Source organism: Actinomadura gamaensis (genome assembly GCF_042652125.1).
In the GTDB taxonomy this organism is placed as follows: Bacteria; Actinomycetota; Actinomycetes; order Streptosporangiales; family Streptosporangiaceae; genus Spirillospora; species Spirillospora gamaensis.
Genome location: NZ_JBHSIT010000003.1, coordinates 789,658 through 812,288, shown reverse-complemented (window position 1 = coordinate 812,288; position 22,631 = coordinate 789,658). Strand labels below are relative to the sequence as shown.

At 69.4% G+C, this 22,631-nt stretch carries 23 protein-coding genes and 1 tRNA gene; 4 read left to right on the top strand and 20 right to left on the bottom strand.

The window, feature by feature from the left end; all coding sequences use genetic code 11:
• Window positions 1-9: 9 nt before the first annotated feature.
• The 11 genes from ACFPCY_RS13940 to ACFPCY_RS13890 form a co-directional block, all read right to left on the bottom strand.
• Window positions 10-765 carry a glucose 1-dehydrogenase gene (locus tag ACFPCY_RS13940; RefSeq protein ID WP_378255027.1) on the bottom strand — a complete coding sequence of 252 codons (756 nt, stop codon included), beginning with the start codon at window positions 763-765 and terminating at the stop codon, window positions 10-12.
• Window positions 766-855: 90 nt separating this feature from the next.
• Entirely contained in the window at window positions 856-1,719 is an 864-nt protein-coding gene (locus ACFPCY_RS13935; protein WP_378255025.1) for a helix-turn-helix transcriptional regulator, read from the bottom strand.
• A gap of 148 nt (window positions 1,720-1,867) precedes the next feature.
• Window positions 1,868-3,046, bottom strand: coding sequence for an acyl-CoA dehydrogenase family protein (locus ACFPCY_RS13930; protein ID WP_378255023.1), 1,179 nt, complete (start codon window positions 3,044-3,046; stop codon window positions 1,868-1,870).
• A gap of 74 nt (window positions 3,047-3,120) precedes the next feature.
• A complete protein-coding gene (locus ACFPCY_RS13925; RefSeq protein ID WP_378255021.1) occupies window positions 3,121-3,942 on the bottom strand; it encodes an HTD2 family dehydratase in 822 nt (273 codons plus the stop codon).
• Entirely contained in the window at window positions 3,939-5,090 is a 1,152-nt protein-coding gene (locus ACFPCY_RS13920) for a CoA transferase (RefSeq protein WP_378255019.1), read from the bottom strand. The genes ACFPCY_RS13925 and ACFPCY_RS13920 overlap by 4 nt, the downstream gene beginning before the upstream one ends.
• A 103-nt stretch (window positions 5,091-5,193) precedes the next feature.
• Window positions 5,194-6,348: an acetyl-CoA C-acetyltransferase gene (locus ACFPCY_RS13915; protein WP_378255017.1), complete on the bottom strand. Its 1,155-nt coding sequence runs from the start codon at window positions 6,346-6,348 to the stop codon at window positions 5,194-5,196.
• Window positions 6,349-6,383: 35 nt separating this feature from the next.
• Entirely contained in the window at window positions 6,384-7,001 is a 618-nt protein-coding gene (locus tag ACFPCY_RS13910) for a TetR family transcriptional regulator (RefSeq protein WP_378255015.1), read from the bottom strand.
• A gap of 13 nt (window positions 7,002-7,014) precedes the next feature.
• Window positions 7,015-7,791 (bottom strand): SDR family oxidoreductase, encoded by a 777-nt coding sequence (locus ACFPCY_RS13905; RefSeq protein ID WP_378255013.1) that lies wholly within the window; start codon window positions 7,789-7,791, stop codon window positions 7,015-7,017.
• Window positions 7,788-8,969, bottom strand: a complete 1,182-nt coding sequence (locus ACFPCY_RS13900; RefSeq protein ID WP_378255011.1) for an acyl-CoA dehydrogenase family protein — start codon at window positions 8,967-8,969, stop codon at window positions 7,788-7,790. The genes ACFPCY_RS13905 and ACFPCY_RS13900 overlap by 4 nt, the downstream gene beginning before the upstream one ends.
• Before the next feature lie 75 nt (window positions 8,970-9,044).
• Window positions 9,045-10,937 carry a SpoIIE family protein phosphatase gene (locus ACFPCY_RS13895; RefSeq protein WP_378255009.1) on the bottom strand — a complete coding sequence of 631 codons (1,893 nt, stop codon included), beginning with the start codon at window positions 10,935-10,937 and terminating at the stop codon, window positions 9,045-9,047.
• A complete protein-coding gene (locus tag ACFPCY_RS13890) occupies window positions 10,934-11,608 on the bottom strand; it encodes a hypothetical protein (RefSeq protein ID WP_378255007.1) in 675 nt (224 codons plus the stop codon). Before ACFPCY_RS13890 ends, ACFPCY_RS13895 begins: the two co-directional genes overlap by 4 nt.
• A gap of 316 nt (window positions 11,609-11,924) precedes the next feature.
• Between ACFPCY_RS13890 and ACFPCY_RS13885 the strand changes: the two genes are divergently transcribed.
• Window positions 11,925-12,001, top strand: a tRNA-Pro gene (locus tag ACFPCY_RS13885).
• A 103-nt stretch (window positions 12,002-12,104) separates the two neighbouring features.
• Here ACFPCY_RS13885 and ACFPCY_RS13880 read toward each other — a convergent pair.
• The 7 genes from ACFPCY_RS13880 to ACFPCY_RS13850 form a co-directional block, all read right to left on the bottom strand.
• The gene (locus ACFPCY_RS13880) at window positions 12,105-13,286 is read right to left on the bottom strand and encodes a site-specific integrase (protein ID WP_378255005.1); all 1,182 of its coding nucleotides are present in this window, start codon (window positions 13,284-13,286) and stop codon (window positions 12,105-12,107) included.
• A 142-nt stretch (window positions 13,287-13,428) separates the two neighbouring features.
• Complete coding sequence (locus ACFPCY_RS13875; protein ID WP_378255003.1) at window positions 13,429-13,608, bottom strand: helix-turn-helix domain-containing protein; 180 nt, start codon at window positions 13,606-13,608, stop codon at window positions 13,429-13,431.
• A 145-nt stretch (window positions 13,609-13,753) separates the two neighbouring features.
• Window positions 13,754-15,550 (bottom strand): FtsK/SpoIIIE domain-containing protein, encoded by a 1,797-nt coding sequence (locus ACFPCY_RS13870; RefSeq protein WP_378255001.1) that lies wholly within the window; start codon window positions 15,548-15,550, stop codon window positions 13,754-13,756.
• Window positions 15,547-15,885, bottom strand: a complete 339-nt coding sequence (locus ACFPCY_RS13865) for a hypothetical protein (RefSeq protein WP_378254999.1) — start codon at window positions 15,883-15,885, stop codon at window positions 15,547-15,549. Before ACFPCY_RS13865 ends, ACFPCY_RS13870 begins: the two co-directional genes overlap by 4 nt.
• Before the next feature lie 28 nt (window positions 15,886-15,913).
• Window positions 15,914-16,105, bottom strand: coding sequence for a hypothetical protein (locus ACFPCY_RS13860; protein ID WP_378254997.1), 192 nt, complete (start codon window positions 16,103-16,105; stop codon window positions 15,914-15,916).
• Between the two features lie 165 nt (window positions 16,106-16,270).
• On the bottom strand, window positions 16,271-16,477 hold the full coding sequence (locus ACFPCY_RS13855) for a hypothetical protein (RefSeq protein WP_378254995.1): 207 nt from the start codon (window positions 16,475-16,477) through the stop codon (window positions 16,271-16,273).
• Between the two features lie 6 nt (window positions 16,478-16,483).
• A complete protein-coding gene (locus tag ACFPCY_RS13850; protein WP_378254993.1) occupies window positions 16,484-16,645 on the bottom strand; it encodes a hypothetical protein in 162 nt (53 codons plus the stop codon).
• Between the two features lie 176 nt (window positions 16,646-16,821).
• On the opposite strand from ACFPCY_RS13850, the gene ACFPCY_RS13845 reads away from it, so the two are divergent.
• The 3 genes from ACFPCY_RS13845 to ACFPCY_RS13835 all read left to right on the top strand — a co-directional run bounded on the left by ACFPCY_RS13845 (window position 16,822) and on the right by ACFPCY_RS13835 (window position 20,609).
• Window positions 16,822-17,568 (top strand): helix-turn-helix domain-containing protein, encoded by a 747-nt coding sequence (locus ACFPCY_RS13845; RefSeq protein WP_378254991.1) that lies wholly within the window; start codon window positions 16,822-16,824, stop codon window positions 17,566-17,568.
• Window positions 17,569-17,570: 2 nt separating this feature from the next.
• Entirely contained in the window at window positions 17,571-18,047 is a 477-nt protein-coding gene (locus ACFPCY_RS13840; RefSeq protein ID WP_378254989.1) for an NUDIX hydrolase, read from the top strand.
• Window positions 18,048-18,932: 885 nt separating this feature from the next.
• The gene (locus tag ACFPCY_RS13835) at window positions 18,933-20,609 is read left to right on the top strand and encodes an ATP-binding protein (RefSeq protein WP_378254987.1); all 1,677 of its coding nucleotides are present in this window, start codon (window positions 18,933-18,935) and stop codon (window positions 20,607-20,609) included.
• A gap of 731 nt (window positions 20,610-21,340) precedes the next feature.
• Here the strand turns inward: ACFPCY_RS13835 and ACFPCY_RS13830 are convergent.
• Window positions 21,341-21,895, bottom strand: coding sequence for an HD domain-containing protein (locus tag ACFPCY_RS13830; RefSeq protein WP_378254985.1), 555 nt, complete (start codon window positions 21,893-21,895; stop codon window positions 21,341-21,343).
• Between the two features lie 53 nt (window positions 21,896-21,948).
• Window positions 21,949-22,377, bottom strand: a complete 429-nt coding sequence (locus ACFPCY_RS13825) for a GntR family transcriptional regulator (protein ID WP_378255158.1) — start codon at window positions 22,375-22,377, stop codon at window positions 21,949-21,951.
• Window positions 22,378-22,631 lie beyond the last annotated feature (254 nt).

Here is a 22,631-nt window from a genome sequence, read left to right as displayed (position 1 = left end):
GGGGAAGGGTCAGGCGGGGATGGACGAGACCAGGCCGCCGTCCACGACGATGTCCTGGCCGACGATGTAGGACGCGTCGTCGGAGGCGAGGAAGGCGACGGCCCGCGCGACGTCCTCGGACGTCCCGAGCCGCCCGGCGACGGTCTGCGCCGCGTGGACCGCGGCCTGCTCGTCGGTCGACGCCGCGCCGCGGAACATCGGGGTGTCGATGAAGCCCGGGCTGACCGAGTTGACCCGGATGCGCCGAGGGGCGAGGTCGGCGGAGAGCGTCCGGGCGAGGTTGTGCACGGCCGCCTTGGACGCCGAGTACACCGACGCCGGGGCCATCCCCCGGTACAGCGTCCAGGACGCGTTGATCACGATCGCGCCGCCGCCGGTCATCAGCGGCACGGCCTTCTGGATCGTGAAGTAGACGCCCTTGAAGTTCACGCCGACGATGCGGTCGAAGTCCTCCTCGGTGACCTCGGCGCTCGGCTGGAAGACCCCGGCGCCCGCGTTGGCGAACACGACGTCGAGCCGTCCGAACCGGTCGCGGACGCGGCTCGCGAGGGCGTCGAGGTCGGCGACGTTCGCGGCGTCCGCGCGGACGGTCAGGAGCCGGTCGCCCGCATCCAGCGTGCCGGCGGCGGCGTCCAGGCGCTCCCGGTCGCGGCCGGTGATCACCACGTGCGCGCCCTCGTCCAGCAGCAGCCGGGCCGTGGCGAGACCCATGCCGCTCGTGCCGCCGGTGACCAGGGCCGTCTTGTTCGTGAATCGCTTCGTCATGCCCGCAAGCCTGCCGCCGGGCGGGCGGACGGAGCAGTGTCGGCTCATCCTGGGTGTGGCACCACCACCCTCACGGCCGGCCTCGGGCGGTCAGCCGGCCTCCACCAGGCGCGGGCCGCCGCGCATCAGGCGCTCCAGCCGCTCGGCCGTGCCGGTCTCGGGACGCGGGTTGTGCAGCACGAGGTTGAGGCCCGGACGGTCCGGCAGCGGCAGCAGCGTGGCGTCGAAGACCATCTCGCCGACCTCCGGATGCCGGATCGCCTTGGTCGCCTCCGCGCCCGTGCTCACGTCGTGCCGCTCCCACAGCTCGGCGAACTCGGGGCTCACGGCGGCGAGATCGGACGCGATGCGCGCGAACTCCGGATCGTCCGGGTAGCGGGCCATGTCCGCGCGGAACCGGCCGACGACGCCCGGCGCGTTCCGACCCCAGAGCGTGTTGGCCGTCCGGAAGCGGGCGTTCGTGAAGTAGCTGACCAGGCAGTTGTGGTCGCTCTCGCCGTAGCCGAACACCACGCGCGCGGCGTCGTTCACGGCCTGGAAATCCCAGTGCCGGTCCTGGATGTAGGCGGGACGCGGCGACCAGGCGTCCAGCACCCGGCGCAGCTCCGGCGACACCGGGACGGCCGCGGCGGGCTCCCGGCGCGGCGGGTTCAGCCCGGCGAGCAGGTAGAGGTGCTCGCGCTCGGCGCCGTCGAGGCGCAGCGCCCGCGCGATCGCGTCCAAGACGTCCTCGGAGACCTTGATGTCGCGGCCCTGCTCCAGCCAGGTGTACCAGGACACCCCGACCCCGGCGAGCACGGCGACCTCCTCGCGGCGCAGGCCGGGGGTGCGGCGGCGGCTCCCGCCGTCCGGCATGCCGACGTCGGCGGGCGTGAGCCGGGCGCGCCGGGTGCGCAGGAACTCGCGCAGGCCGGCCCGGCGGCGCGCGTCCGGATCGAGGGACGTTTCGGACATGCGCCCAGCCTAGCCCCCTGCTCGCGCGCCACCCTCCGCCCGCGCGCCCCTCGCCCGCGCACTACCTCCGGCCCACGCGACGCCCCCCGCCCGCGCGCTACCTCCCGCCCCACGGGCCGCCCCCGCTCGTGCGCCGCCCGGCGGGCGGTCAGCCGTCGGCGAGGAGGCGGCGGCCGATGATCATCTTCTGGATGTCGGCGGTGCCCTCGCCGATCAGCAGCATCGGCGCCTCGCGGTACAGGCGCTCGATCTCGTACTCCTTGGAGTAGCCGTACCCGCCGTGGATGCGGAAGGCGTCCTCGACGACCTCCTTGCAGTACTCCCCCGCCAGGTACTTGGCCATCCCGGCCTCCAGGTCGTTGCGGTCGCCGCCGTCCTTGCGGCGGGCGGCCATGACCGTCATCTGGTGCGCGGCCTCGACCTTGGTGGCCATTTCGGCCAGCCGGAACAGCACGGCCTGGTGCTCGGCGATCGGCTTGCCGAACGTCTCGCGGCGGCGCGCGTACCCGGCGGCCAGCTCGTAGGCGCGGCGGGCGACGCCGCAGGCGCGGGCGGCGACGTTGACGCGGCCGACCTCCACGCCGTCCATCATCTGGTAGAAGCCGCGCCCCGGCGCGCCGCCGAGGATCTGCGCGGCCGGGATCCGGTAGGAGTCGAACAGCAGCTCGGTCGTGTCGACGCCCTTGTACCCCATCTTCTCGATCTTTCCGGGGACGGTCAGCCCCGGCGCGACCTCGCCGAAGCCGGGCTCCTTGTCGACCAGGAAGGTGGTCATGCCGCGGTGCCCGGCGTCCGGGTCGGTCTTGACCAGCGTCGCGACCAGGTGGGACGTGCCGCCGTTGGTCAGCCACATCTTCTGCCCGGTGATCAGGTAGCCGTCCCCGTCCGGGACGGCGCGGGTCCGCAACGCCGCGACGTCCGAGCCGCAGCCGGGCTCCGACATCGAGAACGCGCCGCGCACCTCCCCGGCCGCCATGCGCGGCAGGTAGTGCGCGCGCTGCGCGTCGGTGCCGTGCTGCGCGATCATCCAGGCGACGATGAAGTGCGTGTTGACGATGCCGGACACGCTCATCCAGCCGCGCGACAGCTCCTCCACGACGAGCGCGTAGGTGAGCAGCGACTCGCCGAGCCCGCCGTACTCGGCCGGGATCGTCAGCCCGAACAGGCCGAGCCTCCGCATCCCGGCGACGATCTCCTCGGGATAGGCGTCGGCGTGCTCCAGCTCGGTCGCGACGGGCAGGATCTCCCGGTCCACGAACGCGCGGACGGTCGCGACGATCTCGCGCTGCTCGTCCGTCAGGCCGAACGTCTGCTGCAACCGTCCCATCGCCCGTCCTCCCGCCGCCCGCACGTCGCGCGCACAACGCGCGCCGTCCGCAAGTGTCCGCTTACAGCGGCACCCTACGAGAAGGTCGCGGTCACCGCGGACACCGGCCCCGACGCGTACGCCGCCGCGATCACGGCCAGCTCGCCGTCCGGATGCCCCGCGATCGCGACCGGCTGGCCCGCGTAGACGGGGTGACGCGCCCGGAACGAGAACTCGGTGACCTTGTGCCCGGCCTGGCGCGGCAGCTCCAGCAGCAGGATCGCCAGCAGCGGCCCGTGGACGACCAGCCCCGCGTGCCCCTCGACGTTGGTCGCGTAGTCCTCGTCGTAGTGGATGCGGTGCGCGTTGTAGGTGAGGGCGCTGAACCGGAACAGCAGCACCGGGTCGGCGATGAACGTGCTCCGCCACGGCGCCTTCTGGAGGACGGGCTCCTTGTAGGACGGCTCGGGCTGCGCCGAGTCGGGCGCGCCGCTGCGGTACATGAGGTCCTGCTCCTCGACCGCGATCTTCTGGCCGTCCCGCAGGAACGTCTGCCGGACGGTCACGAACAGCAGCTCGCCGGACCTGCCGTGCTTGATCTTCGCCTCGACCAGCTCGTCCCGGCGGGTCACGGTGTCGCCGACGCGCAGCGGCTCGCGCTGGAGGAACCGGCCCCCGGCGAACATCCGGCGTCGGTTCGGGATGGGCGGCAGGAAGCGTCCCTCGGCGGGATGCCCGTCCGGTCCGAGCACCGCCTGCGGCGGGCGCTCCAGGAAGTACAGCCACTGCCAGAGCGGCGGCAGCTCCTCGCCGTCGAACGGCGCGCCCAGCAGGCCGGCCAGGCCGTGGGCGGGTCCGGGCTGGAGGATCTCGGTGGTCTCGTGCGGGGACGGGTTCCAGTCCCGGATGTCGATCACGCCACGACTCCCTTCGCGCGTAGGCCGGCCGGGTCGAGCCCGAGACCGGCGAGGACCTCGGCCGTGTGCTCGCCGAGCCGCGGCGCGGGCGCGGCCCGCCGCCGCCCGGCTCCGGTGTTCAGGGGGGACGCGGGCACGCGGACGCGTCCCACGCCCGGCTGCTCGACCTCGTCCATGAGCTCGCTCGCGGCGAGGTCGAGGTCGGTGAAGCGGCGGTAGGGGGCCCACAGCACCGAGCAGGTCTTCAGCGCCTCCTCCGCCTCGGGCAGCGTCCGCTCGGCGAACCAGGGCGCGAACAGCGCGGCGAGCGCCTCGCGGTGCCGGTAGCGGTCGCCGTCCACGGCGAAGTCGGCGCGCAGGAGGCGGCCGAGTTCGCCGACCGTCCCGGCCATGCCGGTGATCTCGCAGAGGTCGGTGAAGTGCCGTCCGGTCAGCGCGACGACCATGACCCGGCCGCCGTCGGCGAGGGCGAAGTCGCGCCCGAAACCGCCGTAGAGGTAGTTGCCGATGCGCTCGCGCTCGACACCGAGCTGCGCCTCGGCGAGCAGCCCGAGGTTGCCCGCCGTCGCGAGCGCCACGTCGTAGAGCGGAAGCCGGATGTGCGCGCCCTCGCCCGTCCGGGAGCGGCGGCGTTCGGCGGCGAGGAGGCCGACGGCCGCGTACAGGCCGCACGCCACGTCCCAGGCGGGCAGCACGTGCGAGACCGGCCCGGCGTGCTCGGGTGGGCCTGTGACCAGCGGGAACCCGATCTCGGCGTTCACCGTGTAGTCGACCGCCGCGCCGCCGTCCGGCCTGCCCTCGACCTGGAGGAGGATCAGGTCCGGACGTGCCTCGCGCAGCGCTTCGTAGGACAGCCAGTCGCGTCCGACCGCGTTGGTGAGGACGATCCCGGCGTCGGCGGCGAGGCGGGTCACCACGTCGCGGCCGTCCGGTGAGCGGAAGTCGACCGTGACCGACCGCTTGCCCTTGTTCATGCCGGTCCACAACAGGCTCGTGCCGGACGGCGCGAGCGGCCAGCGCGCGGTGTCGGCCGCGCCGCCGAGCGGATCGATCCGGACCACGTCCGCGCCGAGCTGGGCGAGCGTCATGCCGCCGAGGGGCGCGGCGACGAAGCTCGACACCTCGACGATCCGCAGACCTTCGAGCATGGGCGTCCTCCCTGGGGGGCTCCGCCCGAGTATGCCGGAGGCGTCGTGATCTACGAACCGGAGCCCCGTCCGGGAAGATCATCCCCGGGCGGGGCTCCGCTCCTCAGAGCCGTTCGAGGATGGTGACGTTCGCCTGGCCCCCGCCTTCGCACATCGTCTGCATCCCGTACCGGCCGCCGGTCCGCTCCAGCTCGTGCAGCAGCGTCGTCATGAGCCGCGCGCCGGTCGCGCCGAGCGGGTGGCCGAGCGCGATCGCGCCGCCGTTCGGGTTGACGCGCGCCGGGTCCGCGCCGGTCTCGCGCAGCCAGGCGAGCACGACGGACGCGAACGCCTCGTTGATCTCCACGACGTCCATCTGGCCGATCCGCATCCCGCTCTTCTTCAGCGCGTGCGCGGTCGCCGGGATCGGCGCGGACAGCATCCGGATCGGATCCTCGCCGCGCGCGGAGATGTGGTGCACGCGGGCGCGCGGCGTCAGCCCGTGGTCGCGGACGGCCCGCTCCGACGCGATGAGCAGCGCGGCGGCGCCGTCGGAGATCTGCGAGGCGAGCGCGGCGGTGAGCCGGCCGCCGTCCATGAGGGGCTTCAGCCCGGCCATCTTCTCCAGGGACGTGTCGCGGCGCGGGCCCTCGTCGGTCGTCACGCCCTCGATCGGCGCGATCTCGCGCGCGAACCGTCCCTCGTCGATCGCGGCGATCGCCTTTCGGTGCGAGGCGTAGGCGAACTCCTCCATCTCCTCGCGCGGGATGTCCCAGTCGCGCGCGATCTGCTCGGCCCCCGCGAACTGCGACACCTCGCCGTCGCCGTAGCGCCGCACCCAGCCCTTCGACCCCACGAACGGTCCGCGGTCGAAGCCGAGCGGCTCGGCGGCCGTCATCGCGTACCCGATCGGGATCTGCGACATGCTCTGCACGCCGCCCGCCACCACCAGGTCGGACGTCCCGGACAGCACCGCCTGCGCGGCGAAGTGCACCGCCTGCTGGGACGAGCCGCACTGCCGGTCCACGGTGACGCCGGGCACCTCCTCGGGCAGCCCGGCGGCGAGCCACGCCGTCCGCGCGATGTCCCCCGCCTGCGGGCCGAGGGTGTCGACGCAGCCGAACACGACGTCCTCCACGGCGGACGGGTCGATCCCGGTGCGCTCGACCAGCGCGGTCAGCACGTGCGCGCCGAGGTCGGCGGGGTGCACGGCGGCCAGCCCGCCGCCGCGCCGCCCGACCGGGGCGCGGACGGCGTCGACGAGGTAAGCCTCGGCCATCGGGGGGTCTCCTTCGAATCGGTCGCCTCGCTCGTTCAGGTGGCCTGGATGCCCTCCAGGACCATGGCGAGGTACTGCTTGGCGATGTCCTCGGCGGACAGCCGTCCGCCGCGCTGGTACCAGTTCGCCGCCACCCACACGGTGTCGCGGACGAACCGGTAGACGAGCGTCCGGTCGAGGTCGGCGCGGAACGCGCCCTCCGCGACGCCGCGTTCGAGCAGCGCGATCCACATCTCCTCGAACCTGCGGTGCGAGTCGTTCAGGTAGTGGAACCGCTCGCTGGCGGACAGGTGCTTGGACTCGTTCTGGTAGATCACGACGGCGGGCCGGTGCCGGTCGATCGACCGGAACGACTCGACGACGATCGCTTCGAGGGTCTCCCTGGCGCCGAGCCCGGCGTCGAGCACGCGGTCGTAGGCGGCCCACATGTCGTCCAGGAACGTCGAGAGGATCTCGTCGGCCATCGACTCCTTGGAGTCGAAGTGGTAGTACAGGCTGCCGCCGAGGATCCCGGCCGCGTCGGCGACCTGCCGGATCGTGGTCGCGGCGTACCCCTGCGAGGCGAAGACCTCGGCCGCGGTGCCGAGCAGCTCGGCCCGGCGCTCCGCGCGCGCCGCGGCGGTTCCCTCGGCGTCGCGCCGTCGTGGACTCATCGTTCGTCGGTTCCTAAGGGTGCTGTGAGGAGACGGAGACCGCCTCGCCCGTCATGTAGGACGAGTAGTCGCTGGCCAGGAAGACGATAACGTTGGCCACCTCCCAGGGCTCGGCGTAGCGGCCGAACGCCTCGCGCGCGGTCAGCTCGTCCAGGAGGTCCTGCGAGGTGACCTTGACCAGGTGCGGATGCATCGCCAGGGACGGCGACACCGCGTTGATCCGGACGCCGAACTCGGCGGCCTCCAGGGCGGCGCACCGCGTCAGCGCCATCACGCCCGCCTTCGCGGCGGCGTAGTGCGACTGGCCCTTCTGCGCCCGCCATCCGATCACCGACGCGTTGTTGACGATGACGCCTCCGCCCTGGTCGCGCATGTGGCGGAGCGCGGCGCGGGTGCAGCGCATCGTGCCGTTGAGGGTGATGTCGAGGACGCGCGTCCACTGGTCGTCCTCCATGTCGACCAGGTTCGCGGTGCCGCCGAGGCCGGCGTTGTTGACGGCGACGTCGATGCGTCCGAAGCGCTCGGCGGCCGCGTCGTACAGCGCCCGGACCTGCGCCTCGTCGGTGACGTCGCAGCGCTGGGCGTGGACGCGGTCGTCGCCGAACTCCTTCGCGAGGTCCTCGGCGCTCTGGGCGAGGCGGCGTTCGTGGGCGTCCGAGACGAACACGCGCGCGCCCTCCTCCAGGCAGCGGCGCGCGGTCGCCCCGCCGATCCCGGCGCCGGCGGCGGCCGTGACCACGACCGTCCGGCCGTCGAGCAGCCCGTGTCCGCGCACGTAGGTCGGGGTCATGGACGGGCCTCCCTCGGCAGTCCGAGCACCCGCTCGGAGATGATGTTGCGCTGGATCTCGTTCGACCCGGCGTAGATCGTGTCGGAGCGCGAGAACAGGAACAGCCGCTGCCAGTCGTTCAGGTCGTAGGGCTCGCCGTCCGCGACGAGACCGGACGCGCCGAGCACGTCCATCGCCAGCTCGCCCAGCTCGCGGTGCCACGTCCCCCAGACCAGCTTGGAGATGGACGACTCGGGCCCCGGCGCGCCGCCCGCCACGCCCGCCATCGTCCGGACGGCGTTGAGCCGCATGATCTCCAGCCCCATCCAGGACCGGGTGAGCCGGTCGCGCAGCAGCGGATCGTCGATCGCGCCGGTCCGCCGGGCCAGGTCGATCACGCCCTCCAGCTCGCGCCGAAACCCGACCTGCTGGCCGAGCGTCGCGACGCCGCGCTCGAACCCGAGCGTCGCCATCGCGATCTTCCAGCCGTCGCCGGGCGCGCCGACGATGTTCCCCTCGTCGGTATGCGCGCCGTCGAAGAACACCTCGTTGAACTCCGAGGTGCCGGTCGGCTGGACGATCGGGCGGACCTCCACGCCGTCCTGCCGCATCGGGACCAGCAGGTACGACAGCCCGCGATGCCGCGTCGAGCCGGGCTCGGTGCGGCACACCACGAAGCACCAGTCGGCCTCCATGGCGAGCGACGTCCACACCTTCTGCCCGTCGATCCGCCACCGCCCGCCGTCGAGGACGGCCCGCGTCTGGACGTTCGCGAGGTCGGAACCGGCGTTCGGCTCGGAGTACCCCTGGCACCACAGCTCCTCGACCGCGACGATCGGCGGCAGGAACCGGGCGCGCTGCTCGTCGGTGCCGAACGCGATGACGGTCGGGCCGAGCAGGTTCTCGCCGATGTGGTTGACGCGGGCGGGCGCGCCGGCGAGGGCGTACTCCTCGTTGAAGACGACCTGCTGTTCGAGGCTCGCGCCACGTCCGCCGTACTCCTTCGGCCAGCCGACGCACGTCCATCCGGCGCGCGCCATGTGCCGCTCCCACGCGAGCCGCTCCTCGTGCGCCTCGTGCTCGCGGCCCGGTCCGCCCAGCCCCCGCGCGTGCGCGAAGTCGCCGGACAGGTGCGTTTCGAGCCAGTCGCGGACCTCGGCGCGGAACGCGCGGTCCTCGGGGGTCTCGTTCCGGTTCACGCCCCGGACTCTACCAAACGGTTGTTAGAAAGAATGGCCGGGCAAGACCCGTGGTGGGCGTTGCCGCGGTTTTTGTCAGACGACGCGGAAGGCGAACAGGGTGGTGTCGTCGGCGGACCGGTCGTGGCCGATCCGCTCCAGGACGCGGTCGAGCACGGCGTCCGGCTCGGGGTCGGGGCACTCGGCGAGCAGCTCCGACAGCCGCGCGATGCCGTCCTCCAGATCGGCGTCGCGGCGCTCGACCAGCCCGTCGGTGTAGAAGAGCACCACGTCACCGGGCTCCAGCAGCGTCGAGTTCGTCCCGTACTCGAACTCGGGGGCCGCGCCCAGCAGCGGCTCGGCGTCCACCGAGAGCGGACCGGCCTTGCCGTCCCGCAGCAGGACGGGCGGCGGGTGCCCCGCGCTCGCCCACTCCAGGTAACGCGACTGCGGCTCGAAATGCGCCACGACGGCCGTCCCGGTGGACGCCGGCTCCAGATCGCAGACCAGATCGTTCAGCCAGCCGACGAGCCGTCCGGGGGAACGCCCCGTGTAGGCCATGCCGAGCAGGCCGTTCCGCATCCGCGCCATCGCGGCGGCGGCCGGAAGCCCGTGGCCCGCCGCGTCGCCGACGGCCATCAGCGCCCGTCCGTCGGGCAGGGAACGCGTCGCGAACCAGTCGCCGCCGATGCGCGCCTCGCTCTCGGCGGCCAGCGACCGCACCGCGACCGTCACGCCCGGCAGCCTGCGCACGCCGCCGCTCTCCGGGTCCGGCAGGATCGCCCGGCGCAGCGTCGCCGCGACGCGCCGCTCCTGCGCCGTCAGCGCCTGCTGGCGCAGTATCTCCCGGCGGGTCCGGGCGAGCGCGCGCTCGACGCCCCGCCGCCGCGTGATGTCCTGCGAGACGAGGTTGATCGTGACCGGGCGGCCCGACGCGTCCAGCACGGGCTCGGCGAACACCCACAGGTGCCGCTGCCGCCCGCTCGGCAGGACGACCCGGTGCTCCACCTCGACCGGCTCGCGGCGCGCGAACAGCGTCCGGAGCCCCTCGGAGATCAGCTCCCGGTCCTCCCGGTGGATCACCTCGCCGAGCTCCTCCGGCACCAGCGACCCGGTGGACGGGTCCAGCCCGTAGTTCGCCGCCATCTGCGGCGACCCGGTGATGCGGCCGGTCGCGAGGTCCCATTCGCCGAACCCGATGGCGACGAGCCGCTCGGCCCGCTCCAGCCGCCACCGCATCCGGTCCTCGCCGCGCAGATACCGCCAGGAGACGACCACACCCGTCTGCACCGGCACGCACCGGACGGTCATCCGCGAACCGCGCGTCACGCCGTCCTGCGCGGACGTGTAGAGGAACGGCCCCCGCGCGAACGGCTCACCGGTCTCCAGAACCCGTACATAAGCCGCGAACAGCCCGGACAGCGCCGCCCCCGGCTCGCTGCGCAGCAGCCGCCGCCCCACGAGCTCGTGGGGCGCCCGCTCGAAAAGATCATCGGCCGAGTCGTTCAGCCGGGCGTACAGGAAGTCGACGACGCGCCCGTCGGCGTCGCGCACCGGGACCAGATGGGCCGCCGACGTCAGCGACGCGTCCAGGATGGCCCGCGCGCCCGGATCGTCGGGGAGCGACGCCAGCACCACGGCGTCCTGGGCGGTGTCCGCGTCCGCGACCCGCGCCAGCAGCTCCTGCGCGACCGGCTCCGCCTCCGGCGGCGCCTCGGCGACGACCGCCCCGCGCCCCACGTGGTCCACCGGCGCGTCCGCCGTCTCCGTGACGGCCCGATCTCCCTCAACGACAAGAGCGGCGGCCTCGTCCAGTTCGAGATCCAGGTCCCGGGCCAGCCAGATCAGATGCTGAAGGGCCTCGCCGGACGGACATCCCAGCCGATCGGCGAGCACGACCCGCGCCTCGGACAGGACGGCACGCTCACGCGCCCCGTCCCGCACGCCCGAAAGCTCGGCGCCCATCGGCATCGCACCCGTCTCCGTCACCCGGTACCCCTCACGACATTCACGACCGTACAGTCACGAACGCCATGTAAACGGATGCTCATTCCTGATCTCGGTAAAGTCCGGTTATCCTCCGGCGCCCGGAGCACCTCCCGCGTAAGGGCCGTGACCTGCCGAGACGCCGTCTCGAAGGAAGTTCCCGCGGGCTGCAACGTGAGCACCGCCACGATCCGGTCCCCCACCACCCCGGTCGTGTGGAGCGCCGGCCGCCCGATCCCGAGATCGGCCGGCATCGTCCCGTCCGGCTCCCCGAACCCGGACCACCCCTGCTTCACCGCCCAGGGCCGCTGCGCCGCCCGCGGAATCCCGAAGTACTGGTCGAAATGATCCGTCCCGCGCTCGGTGGCCGCCCGCAGATGCCCCATCACGACGTCCCGCGTCCGCTCAGGCACCCGCTCCAGCACATACCGATAGATCTTCACGACATCGTCCGCGCTGAGCGCCGAGTACCCCCAGAACCCCGGCTTCACCGCCGGCGGCGGCGCGGTCTCCGCCAACCCGATCTTCCGCGCCATCCGCGCCACGATCGCCCCGCGCCCGTTCCGCCGCCACAACTCCGAAGCCGCCGCGTCATCACTCGACCGCAGCATCGGCCCCAACAGCGGATCATCACCCCGCTCCAACTGGTCGAGCGCGATCAGCAGCTTGACCACCGAAGCCGACCGGAACACCCGATGCGGCTCCCGCTGCAGAACCACGCCCCCGCGAGCGAACATTACATAAGAGGCCACAACCCCCGAAGGCACCGTCACCCGCCCAGTAGACGCAGCACTCCGCGAAGCCCTCGTAGAACCCTTCACCGCGACAGGCGCCCTACCCTCCGAACACCCGGCGAGCGCGCCCACCACGACGAGGCCGACGAGCCACCGCCCCACCGCACCCGGCACGACCCGCCACCCGCTTTCCCGGTACGCACTACCCCTCGAACTGCGCTAGAGTAATCACGCCCGCTCAACGAGGGGGCAACACCGGGACGTAGCGCAGTTTGGCAGCGCACTTGACTGGGGGTCAAGGGGTCGTGGGTTCAAATCCCGCCGTCCCGACCAGGCATTAAGCCAGGTCAGAAAGGGCTTCGGAGCATCGCTCCGGAGCCCTTCTTCCGTTCAGGGAAGTGCCGGGGAGCCAAAAAGGGAGCCACTCACTCCGGACCTACGCGGACTGGCTGCGACCGAAGACGGAGTCGATGACCTCCGCGCCCTTGGTGATGACCGGCTTGAGCTGATGCCGGTACACCTCTTCCGTGACCGCCGTGGACGAGTGCCCACAGAGGTCGGCGATGTTCTCGATCGGCACCCCGCCGTCACTCATGATCGAAACGAACGAGTGCCGGAGTTCGCGCGGCGTCCACTTCTCTCCGAGGCCGACCCTCTTCGTGATGAGCCGGAACGCCCGCCGCACGTTCGCCGCATCGAGCGGCGTCCCGGTCGGCGAGCAGAACACGAGGTCGTTGCACTGCCAGAGTTCCCCCGCCTTGAGCTTCTGCGCCGACTGACGGGCATGGTGCCCCCTGAGCGCTTCGGTGACCGGCGTCGGGAGTTCCAGCGTGCGGCGGGACTTCTCCGTCTTCGTGTCGCCGTGCTTGCGGACAGAACGCCAGACGTACAGTGCGAACCGCGCGTGATCGAACCCGGCCTCGGCCACCGGACGCCACGCCTGGCCCGGCTCGTCCCACACGACGACATGCTCCCTTCGGAGGGCACGCGCTTCCTCGGTCCGGATGCCGGTCATCAGGCTCACGACGACATAGGCATGCAGGCGGGACGACCTGGCCTGTTCCAGGACGGCGTTCGCCTGGTCGAGCGTGAGCGCCCGGCTCGGACGCCCGGCCCTCCCCCGCGGAGTCTTCACCAACTCCGCAACGTTGCGGAGCACCCTGTCACGCGCCTGCGCCTGCCGGATGGCGCGCTTCAGGACGCCGTGAACGAGACGGAGCGTGCGGGTGGACAGGACCTCGGTGAGGCCATCGAGCCAGTCATCAACATCGTCCGCGCGGAGATCGGCGAGCTTGGCCTTGCCGACGAACGGGATCACGTGCGTATCGGCGAGGCTCCGGTAATTGCTCACGGTGTCGGCGTCGAGACCTTTGAGGCCCCTGGAGAGCCAGTCCTCTACGGCCTGGGCGACTGTGTAGTTTCCCGAGTCCTCGATACCGGCTTCGAGTGACGCGACGACCTTCTTGAGCTTGTCCTTGACGATCTCCTTGGTACGCCCCTTCCTCTTGATGCGGTTGCGCTTTCCGTTCGGCAGGAAGCCCAGGGAGAGGGCTCCGGTGAACCCGTTGCCCTCCGGGTAGATCGTGGCCTCGTACTTGCCAATCATGATTTTCGCCATGAGTTCCCTCCTTGTGCGCCGCGCGCGGGGGGCGCGTGGGCGCGGCCTTCGCCTCGGACGTTAACCCAAGACGTCCCTAGACGTCCCTCGGTTCGGGGAGGTTCGGCCGGTGGTGGCCGAACCTCCCCGGCGGCGGTTGGGCTCAGCGGTCGGCGTCTTCGAGGGAGGCGACGAACTCGGCAAGGTGCTGGTCGGTGATGCGTCGGAGTTTGCCGATCTTGATGCTGCGGAGGCGGCCGGTTCGGATGAGGGCGTAGACCTTGTCGCGTCCGATCTGGAGGATCTCGGCGACCTGTTCGACGGTGTATGCCTGCACGCTCACCCCCTTCTCCCGAGTCGCGTGCTCGGGTGCTGTGTCGGGTTGGGCATCATTCTCCGTTCGTCACGGTGAGTGATGTTCTTCGTGCATGTCTACGTCTCGTCTGCGCGCCTTACGTGCAGGCGCGCGGGACGTAGACGTAGACGAGTTACTGAGTGTGGTTGTCGGTGGCGCGCCAGCGGCCTCGGGAGACCTGGATGACGTGGCCGGCCTCGGCTTGCTGGCGAAGCCTCTGGTAGATCCACGGGCGGCTCATGCCGGTCGCCTGGATCAGGATCTGGACGGGTGTTCCCTCGTCCGGCGCGCCGCTCAGGACGGCCATGAGTGCGGCGTCGGGGTCCGCGGTGTCGCGCGGGGCGCCGGACGGCGCGGGCGGTGCTGTGAGGCCCGCTTGTGCCTCTTCGACGGCCGTCCGGGAGATCGTGTCGAGCGCGGGACGGTCGTCGGCGTGGTGCTCGGCGGTGCGCGCAACGGTCTCATCGGTCAGCAGGTAGGCGCGGGCACGTCGGGGGACGTCGTGTTCGGGTGCGGACAGAAGGAACTTGCCCGGGGCGTTGAGGGTGTGGGCGTGCCATCCGGCGGAGAGCATGCCTTGTCCGAGGATGAGGTCCACGTCCTTGCGTTCACGGACGCGGAAGCTGACCCTTACGTCCATCTGCGAACGGACTGCGCCGCGTCCCATGGCCTTCTGTGTCGGACGCTGCGTCGCGGCGATGAGCTGGACAGCGACGGCCCGTCCGCGCCGCGCGATGGAGTCGGTGTCGCTCGCGGATTCGGGGGCGTCCTCGGCGAGTTCGGCGAACTCGTCAATGACGATGACCAGGGCAGGCGTGTTCGGGGACGGCTCCCAGACGCGGCGGCCGTTGGCGGCGAGCCAGGACGCGCGGGCTTCCAGGACTGCCACGGCGTCGCGGAGCAGCACGCGAGCTTGCTCGGGTGTGGTGGCGAGGCGGTCGATGCATGAGGCCCACGGCTGCAACTCCATGCCGCGCTTGAGGTCGATCGCCCAGATCACGACGTCTTGGCAGGCGGTGAGGTTGCCCATGAGGACGTTGATCCCGCCGCTCTTTCCCGAGCCCGCCACTCCGCCGATGAGGCCGTGGCGGCGCAGGAGCAGGATGCGGGCGGCCGTGGCGTCCTCGAACGGTCCGAGGTCGATCGACTCGTTGATGGTGGTCACGGACGGTCCGGGCCACGGGATCGCGTCGGCGTGCGGGTCGATGTCCAGGACGCGCAGTTCGAACCGGTTGGCCTTGTCGTCGCGCGTCGGGAGGACGCGGACGGCTCCCCGGAAGGTGCCGAGAGCGGACTCGATCGCGGGGATCTTGGCGATCGCGTCCTGGATGGTCTGGCCGCGTGCGAGAGCGAAGCGGGCGCGCCATCCCCACACGTCCACCACCGCCGATTGCAGCCGCGAGCCGGGCAGGCCGATGTCCTTGGCAATCTCCGGCCACGCGGAAAGTTGCCGCTCGACGCGGACCCGGGCTCGTCGTCTGCGGTGCGCCCACCACGGGACGCCAAGGACGCCGGTCTCGGCGGCGAGGAGTTGCGGGAGCGGCCCGTACAGCGCTCCGAGGCCGATGGCGGACGCGAGCCAGCCGCCGGCCGCCAGGATGACGGCGGCGGCGTAGTACCGCTCGGCGCGCAGCGACAGTCCGATGCGTCCGCCGAACAGGGCGACCAGCCATGCGGCAGTCGTCGCGGCGACCAGGACGCCCCACCACCACGCGGTGTGTGAGGGGTGGAGCGACGCGGCCACGAGGAACAGCGTCAGTGCGAGCGCGGGCGGGGTGAGTTCGGAGCGGTACCGCCACATGCCCCGCGCGATGACCACGGCGACCAGGTCGGGAAACCGGTCGTTGGCGTCGATGACGACCATAGGCTGTAGGCCGTTGCGGCGCATCTTGCGCGCGTGCCGCCGCATCTGCGCGTTGCGGCTGCTCACGCGTCCTCCTGGTCGCGTTCCTGCTGCGCGGTGACCTCGTCGCGCAGGTAGTAGAGCGGGTCGGGGTCGGTGCCCTCGGTAGCCGCGCCGAGGGTGGCGCGGGCGGCGGCGAGGAGGTTGGCGTAGTCGTCGCGGAGGAGGCGGTTGGCGGCGTTGAGGCGGTTGACTTCTCCGATCAACACCAGGGTGTCGGCGAGGGCGGCGTAGACACGCCCCCACAGCTCGGCCAGCGTAGGAAGAGCGTCGTCGAGGTAGGCGATGATCTCTCGGGCGATGCGGTTCTTCTCGCGGACCTCCGTGAGGCTGAGCGTGGCGGACGGGGGCGACTTGGGCACTGGGCATCCCTCCTTCAGGTCGGGGCGGTCAGTGCTTGGCGGTGACCATCCGGACGAGTCCGGTGAGCAGGCGATCGATACTCGGCGCGGCGGTGCTGGAAGCCAGCAGGAACCCGAACACCAGGCACAGGACCAAGTGCCAGACCCGCAGGCCGATGTAGCGCCAGGCGACCCACACGGCCGCGCCGACCAGGACCACGAGCGGGACGGTGACGGTCACGACGTGGCCTCCTTCAGTTCCACAGGTCGGGGTAGCGGGAGCCCTCCCGGCGGCGGGCGTACCGGGCACGGTTACGGCACTTGCGACAGCGCCGGTTGCCGGGCTCGATACGCGCGCCACATGAGCAGGAGTGGCCGGTGATGACGCGCGGCATCCGGGCCGTCCTCATCGGCCGACCTTGACCTTCGCCGGCGGCTGGTCACCGGTGCGGGTGGTGAGCAGGCGACGCGAGACGGTTCCGGCGGTGCTGGGCTTGTGGTTGGTGCGGGCGCGGCGCTCCTCGGCGTGGATGCCGAGGACGATGAGCGCGAAGATCCCGCAGACGCTTCCGGCGAAGAACACCGCGACGATGGCGACGAGGATGAGTATCATCGTTGATCACCGTCCCGTCCGGAAGAACCGGCCGAAGCGCCGGGGGCGGTTGATGGCGTAGCGGGTGCGGGCGCGGCACTTGCGGCACTGGCCGTAGCTGGTGGTGGCGTTCGCGCCGCAGGGGCAACGGCGCTGCCAGCCGTCCAGGGTGTTTCCGAGGTAGTACATGGGGGTCTCCCTCGCGTAAGGCCCGGTGTCCGGCGGGGGCGGCTCGGGCTGTGATGTGCCTTACGTGACCGAGAGTGCGCCCAGGTGGCGGGACGAGATCACCACATGACTGGACGTGTTCAAGACGTCTCCGTAGGCTGAGACGTCCTTGAGTCGTCCCAGTCCCGGACGGGTGCATGCCGAACGAACGCCTACGCGCCGCGCTGCTTCAGAAGCGGATCACGATCGCCGCGCTCGCCGAGGAGGTCGGCGTCGATCCCAAGACGGTCGAACGCTGGGTGACCAAAGATCGCGAGCCGTACCGGCGCACGCGTCTAGCTGTGGCTTCGTTCCTCGGCGTGGATGAGACCTACCTGTGGCCGGACGCGCTGAGCACCGAGCAAGTGGCGTCCGCGTCCACCAGCGAGCTCGTGACGATCTATCCGCACCGCTGGGCCGTCCCCCGGGACACGTGGGGACGTCTGTTTGCGGACGCACAGACCGAGATCGGGATCTTGGTCTACAGCGGCCTGTTCCTCGCCGAAGACGGCGGCGTCCAACGGCTTCTGACCGACAAGGCCCGCGCAGGCGTCCGCATCCGCATCCTCCTCGGTGACCCCGACGCGCCGCAGGTTGCCGCGCGCGGCGAGGACGAGGGAATCGGCGAGGCCATGCCCGCCAAGGTCCGTAGCGTCATCGCGCTCTACAAGCCGCTCCGCGCCGTCGAGGGCGTCGAGTTCCGGCTGCACAGCACCGTGCTCTACAACTCGATCTACTTCGCGGACGACGAGCTGTTCGTCAACACCCACGTCTACGGCGTCCCCGCCAACAACGCGCCGTTCTGGCACCTGCGCAAGATCCCGGGCGGCGAGATCGTCAGCACCTACCGCGAGAGCTTCGAACGCGTCTGGGAAGGCGCGAAACCCCTGGCACCGGAGGCGTGAGCATGGGCCGCAGGATCGACTACTACAACGACCCCAACGCCCCCAAAGCCAACAGCCTCGTCCCATCCGTCAACGTCGTCGTCACCAACGACAACGGCGAGATCCTCATGATCCGCCGCACCGACAACGAGAACTGGGCACTCCCCGGCGGCGCGATCGACCTAGGCGAGTCCATCGCCGAGGCAGCCGTCCGCGAAACCAAGGAAGAGACCGGGATCGACTGCGAGATCACCGGCCTCGTCGGCCTCTACTCCGATCCCAAGCACCTGATCCACTACACGAGCAACGACGAGGTCAGGCAGGAGTTCTCCGTACTGCTCACAGCCCGACCGACCGGCGGCACGCCCCAGCCCAGCGACGAGTCACGCGAGGTGGCCTGGGTCCCCACCGACAAAGCGACCACTCGCACGATGGACCGCTCAATGCGCCTACGCATCACCCACTACCTTGGGGATTCCACCAAGCCGATCATCGCCTGAGCCGTCCCACTAATCACGAATAGGTCATCGGTTCCTTTCCGCCTGCCGCCTTCAGGTGAAAGCTCCTTCCGATCTTCGGAAGGAGCTTCGAGCCCACCCCCTTTGTTAACTGGGCCTCCTACGCGGCCCTCTCATAACGCGGGTGAACGCCTCGGCGGCCAAGACCTCGGCAGCCCTGATCACGTGGGCGCAGACCCAAGACGCCCACGCGACCATTGCGGAAGCTTCCCTGCTGGGACGCCTACACCAGCATCCTGGTGGGCGAGCCACCGTCATCGACAACCGCCTAGACGCAGGCCGTCAGCCTGCCAGAACAGACCCTCAACGCCCTCCGCAAGGTTCACCCCTGATGCCCCGTGCCCACCGCGACAACAGCGCCGAATGAGAACTCTCTCTACGTCGTCAAGAGTGTCCGCTTCGCGGCTGCCGCCGTTCGGTTCGGGCTGGGCATGCGGCCTCTCCGGGCCGGTCCCCGGCCCAAACCGAACGGCGCCCGTCTCCAAGGCGGTCATCCCGGCAGGTAGCTCTCCATCACTCGCGGGCCATGAGTTGAGCCAGCAGCGCTACCACCGCGGCGGCTGCGACTACGGGGGCCCCGACTTTCGGTGCATGCAGGGTCAGGGCGACCACGAGGGTGCCTGTCATCAGGAGTACTACGAGACGCACGCTGATCTGTTCCACAGTGATCTGCCTTCCGTGTGCTGCCAACTGGTTCGTGCTTCCAGCGTGAGGGGCTCACGGACGGCCCCGACAACTTGAGACGATCAGTGACGCAATCGACCAACAACGGCTACGATCTGACTGTGCTTGACAGATTCGGCCGATCATCGTGCAGGTGGTGGCGTTTCTGAGTACAGGATCTGACGCAGAGTCACTGAGGTAAAGATGGCGGTCGCTCGCCCCTGGAAGAGGCCGGAGTTGCCCGACCGGCCGATTTTGAAAAAGCTAAATGATCAGCTCCATGATCTGAGACTGGACGCAGGGCTCCCGTCAGCGCGATTTATTCGTAATCGCATCGGTCGGGATGATCAAGGCTGCTGGATCGTGAATCATCAGGCAGTCCTGGATATCTTTCAGAACGCAGAGATACCTCAGCTGGGCAGACTAGAGCTCATTGTCGAAGCTCTCGCTGAAAGCGCTCGACTCGGCGATGTGAGCAGCGAAATCGATCGCTTTAAGCGGCTATGGAAACTGGCTTTCGAAGAAACGGTCGCGCAAGCGCCCATGCAGGGTCAGATCAACTCCACCGCTCCTGCCAGTGCGGAGGCCGCAAACAGTGCGACCTCCCTCTCCGAAGGAACAGAGATTCAGGATGACGGGGACACCGATGGACCGCCATTGACGGGATCGACAACCAATGCTGACACTTCTACCGAGAGCGACCAGTCCGCTACGCATTTCGACTATGCATGGGAGTCACTAAAGTCGCTGATAATACATTCGGTGCAAGCTTTGTGGAACGACAAAGATGCGTTGGAAATCTTCCTCGGCGTGGTGCGTCGCAGCGAGAACTTTGCCAAGTTGGCTGATGCTATGGAAGGGATGGGAGAACGGCCAGCGAATGCGACCTACTATGGCGTGAAAAGTAAGGAGTTTGAAAGGGGCTACTCGCCAGCGCCTCTGGAACTAAGTGCCCTACACGACTGCCTCGATCAAAATAGGGTGAAGAGAAAGTGGTCTTTCAGTGAAATGGAGGACCGGACAGGCGTTCCATCAAGCGCCTGGATTCGTTGGAGCACTCGCCAGGAACTGCCAGAACGTAAGGCGCTCGTTGCCTTCGCTTCTGCAGCGAGACTCCAGTTAGATGATCGAGTTTTGTTGCTTGGTCTTTGGGATGCGGCTCACGATGCATTGCAAGCTCAGAAAATATATGAGAGCTTGCCGTCGAGCATTAGCTTCGATGCGGCATGGGCAATGCATGACCCGGTAATGCAAAAAATGTGGGCGCTTGCGGGCATAGGAGACGATGGATCCGCTGCATATGGCGCTGATCTATCCTCTGGTCTTGCTCCCGTCTTTATGGTTGCCGGTCCTAGTGGGTCGGGACGTTCCACGGCGCTGGTGAGCATCGCACGCGCTCTGCTCGCATCCGGAACTAAGCTTGTACTAGCCGCCCCCAAGCCGTCACCTCTGCGCGAGTTGGCTGAGCGAGATGGGGTTATTTCCTGCTTCATGCAAGACGATCTCAAACATGACGAACTCAAGAACATCTTGTCAGTGGCATCTCTCGAGGAACCGATCGCTATAGTAATAGATGATGCCGAAGTACTTGCTGAATGCGATGCTTGGCATCTGCTGAACGGCATAGTGCAGCATGGTTTTGAGGAAGGTTTGGCACTAGTCGTAGGGCGCGATGAAGATAAGATTATGCCATACGGTCGATGGCTAGGAAATGCTCAAAAAGCTTGCCGTGGCCTTCTGCTGTCACCCCAAAAAATAGGCGCGGGCGATTTGATCGGAATCAAGATAGGAAGCTCTTTTGTGGGCAGCTCTGTCATTCCTGGCCGTGGCTGGCTCCATCTCGGGGATGGCAAGCTATTGGCAGTGACCGTGCCATGGTGAGCGTGTCACCCGCAGCCCCAGGGCGCAAAATGCGGCGAAGTGCCCATACTGCGCAATCTGCGCGCCCCGGAGCGCCGGCAGAGCTGAGCGTGAGCGAAGTGGGGGGCCTCGCGGCCCCCATGCCCCCGCGAACCTGAGAACTTGTTCGCGGGATACGGCCTGTCACGCCTGTGGGCCGTTCGCGCGAACGAGCACTCCGAACCGTGGCGCGGTAGGCGAGGACGTGCCAACCCGGACGTTAACAATGTCCCCGGATGGCGCTGGTCGAGGGTGGGAACGCGAGCCGCATACGAGGCTCACCAAGCTGGCCGGAGGACGCACCCGGGCGGAGGTTGATCTTGTTCGTCGGACTCGCATTGAAGAGGCGGACGCGGTGAGCTTAGGCGCTGAGCCATCCAGACGGTTACGTCCTTCGCCACGCGGCCTCTGACGGCAGCGACGATCAACTCATGCTCGCGGGTGTCGGGATCGCGATACTCGACCTCGTACTCACCCTCGGCGAGAAGCACGATCGACCCGTACCAGTTGCCTTCCGGCCCAAGAGGTTCAAGAGTCATGAACGTGTGTCCGTAGTGTTGAGGTCCCCAAGGAGCATGTAGATGGCGTCCTCGGACGAATCACCGACCACGTCACCGTTCTCGGTCTCGGCGCGGTATTGGTACGGGTCTCGCGGCGGCATCCAGGGATGCTCGCATGTGCCAGAGACATACCTTGCCCGCAGTTCTGATGACTCAGTATCGGTCGCGCAGTTCTGCCGACACTCGGTGCACGGCGTCGATCAGGTGCGGTGACGATGTGGTGATCGAGCGAGCGACGAGGTGACCGTCTCCATAACGTGCAAGGATCTCGGCGAGGCGTTGCTCGACGGGGAGGTGTTCGCCGTCTGGGCTGGTGGTCATGTCGCAGTAGATGAGCGCCTCGGTGAGGTCGGGCGGCGCTGCGCCGAACTCCTCGGCGAGGTCGGCGGCGAGGCCGCGTTCTCGGGCTTCGACCATGGCGCAGGAGTGGTGTGCGACCAGGCGGCACAGGTGGTGGTCGGCGTGGTGGACGTCGCGGAGGTAGCGGGCTCCGTCCAAGGGGTGGAAGCCAGTGACGGCCAGGTCAGGGGCGTAGCCGATGTCGTGCAGCCAAGCGGCGGCTTCGAGAAGGTCGGCGTGGTCGCCCAGGATCGGGGCGAGGCTACGGGCCTGCCGCGCTACGCCCTGAGTGTGCGCCCAACGGCGCGGAAGCGGTGTCTCAAGGTGGTCCCGCGCCAGCTCCCGTGCCCACTTGGTTGAGTTGTTCATGTTCTCGACGGTAGGTCGGCAGGGCCGGACATTCACGGACGTCAAAGGATCATCTAGGGACGTCTTGAGGTCACGAAACGTCCCTTGCCCTGCCTGGCTTCGACCAGGCCGCCGGCTTCGAGCTCGGCGAGTGCCTGCCGGACGGTGAACCGCACACACCTGTAGCGCTCGCACAGCTCTCGTTCGCTCGGCAGTGCCGTACCAGGCTCAAGGGTGCCGTCCTCGATCTGCGCGCGCAGGTCAAGGGCGATGAGCTTGTAGCGCGGTCGGGCAGGCGGGCGGTCCTCAGTGCCGGTGCCTCGGACGAACCGTCCGATGCCAGGATGAGTTTCGATCAGGCCCTCGCGCTGGAGAGCTTCGAGCGCGCGGCGAACGGTGTTGCGTGTGGTCGCGAACTCGGCGCAGAGGGCGTGTTCGCCTGGCAGGCGCTCACCTGGCGTGTACATGCCGTTGGCGATGCGGTCGCGGAGCGTGGCGGCGATGCGCTTGTAGACGCCCCACGGGGTTCTCGCTCGTCCGTCACTATGGGGCGCGCGTGCGGGAGGCTCGGAGTCGGGGCTCCGAGCCTCCCGTTTGGAGGGGCTGTCCGGTGTCATTGCAGGTCCACCAGAGCGCCGAGGATGCGTCGTGCGAGGCTGCGTCGGTGGCGTCCCGCGTGCCCTCCGTGGACGGGCGGGATCGGGGTGGGGGACGCGACGGGACGGGTTGGTCCGCTGATGTGGGAGAGTCCAGCGGA

What these genes read in the sequence shown, in the direction of transcription:
- ACFPCY_RS13940 (WP_378255027.1), bottom strand. Translation starts at nt 765, where the DNA reads ATGACGAAGCGATTCACGAACAAGACGGCCCTGGTCACCGGCGGCACG.
- ACFPCY_RS13935 (WP_378255025.1), bottom strand. Translation starts at nt 1,719, where the DNA reads ATGTCCGAAACGTCCCTCGATCCGGACGCGCGCCGCCGGGCCGGCCTG.
- ACFPCY_RS13930 (WP_378255023.1), bottom strand. Translation starts at nt 3,046, where the DNA reads ATGGGACGGTTGCAGCAGACGTTCGGCCTGACGGACGAGCAGCGCGAG.
- ACFPCY_RS13920 (WP_378255019.1), bottom strand. Translation starts at nt 5,090, where the DNA reads ATGCTCGAAGGTCTGCGGATCGTCGAGGTGTCGAGCTTCGTCGCCGCG.
- ACFPCY_RS13915 (WP_378255017.1), bottom strand. Translation starts at nt 6,348, where the DNA reads ATGGCCGAGGCTTACCTCGTCGACGCCGTCCGCGCCCCGGTCGGGCGG.
- ACFPCY_RS13910 (WP_378255015.1), bottom strand. Translation starts at nt 7,001, where the DNA reads ATGAGTCCACGACGGCGCGACGCCGAGGGAACCGCCGCGGCGCGCGCG.
- ACFPCY_RS13905 (WP_378255013.1), bottom strand. Translation starts at nt 7,791, where the DNA reads ATGACCCCGACCTACGTGCGCGGACACGGGCTGCTCGACGGCCGGACG.
- ACFPCY_RS13880 (WP_378255005.1), bottom strand. Translation starts at nt 13,286, where the DNA reads ATGGCGAAAATCATGATTGGCAAGTACGAGGCCACGATCTACCCGGAG.
- ACFPCY_RS13855 (WP_378254995.1), bottom strand. Translation starts at nt 16,477, where the DNA reads ATGATACTCATCCTCGTCGCCATCGTCGCGGTGTTCTTCGCCGGAAGC.
- ACFPCY_RS13850 (WP_378254993.1), bottom strand. Translation starts at nt 16,645, where the DNA reads ATGTACTACCTCGGAAACACCCTGGACGGCTGGCAGCGCCGTTGCCCC.
- ACFPCY_RS13845 (WP_378254991.1), top strand. Translation starts at nt 16,822, where the DNA reads ATGCCGAACGAACGCCTACGCGCCGCGCTGCTTCAGAAGCGGATCACG.
- ACFPCY_RS13840 (WP_378254989.1), top strand. Translation starts at nt 17,571, where the DNA reads ATGGGCCGCAGGATCGACTACTACAACGACCCCAACGCCCCCAAAGCC.
- ACFPCY_RS13835 (WP_378254987.1), top strand. Translation starts at nt 18,933, where the DNA reads ATGGCGGTCGCTCGCCCCTGGAAGAGGCCGGAGTTGCCCGACCGGCCG.
- ACFPCY_RS13830 (WP_378254985.1), bottom strand. Translation starts at nt 21,895, where the DNA reads ATGAACAACTCAACCAAGTGGGCACGGGAGCTGGCGCGGGACCACCTT.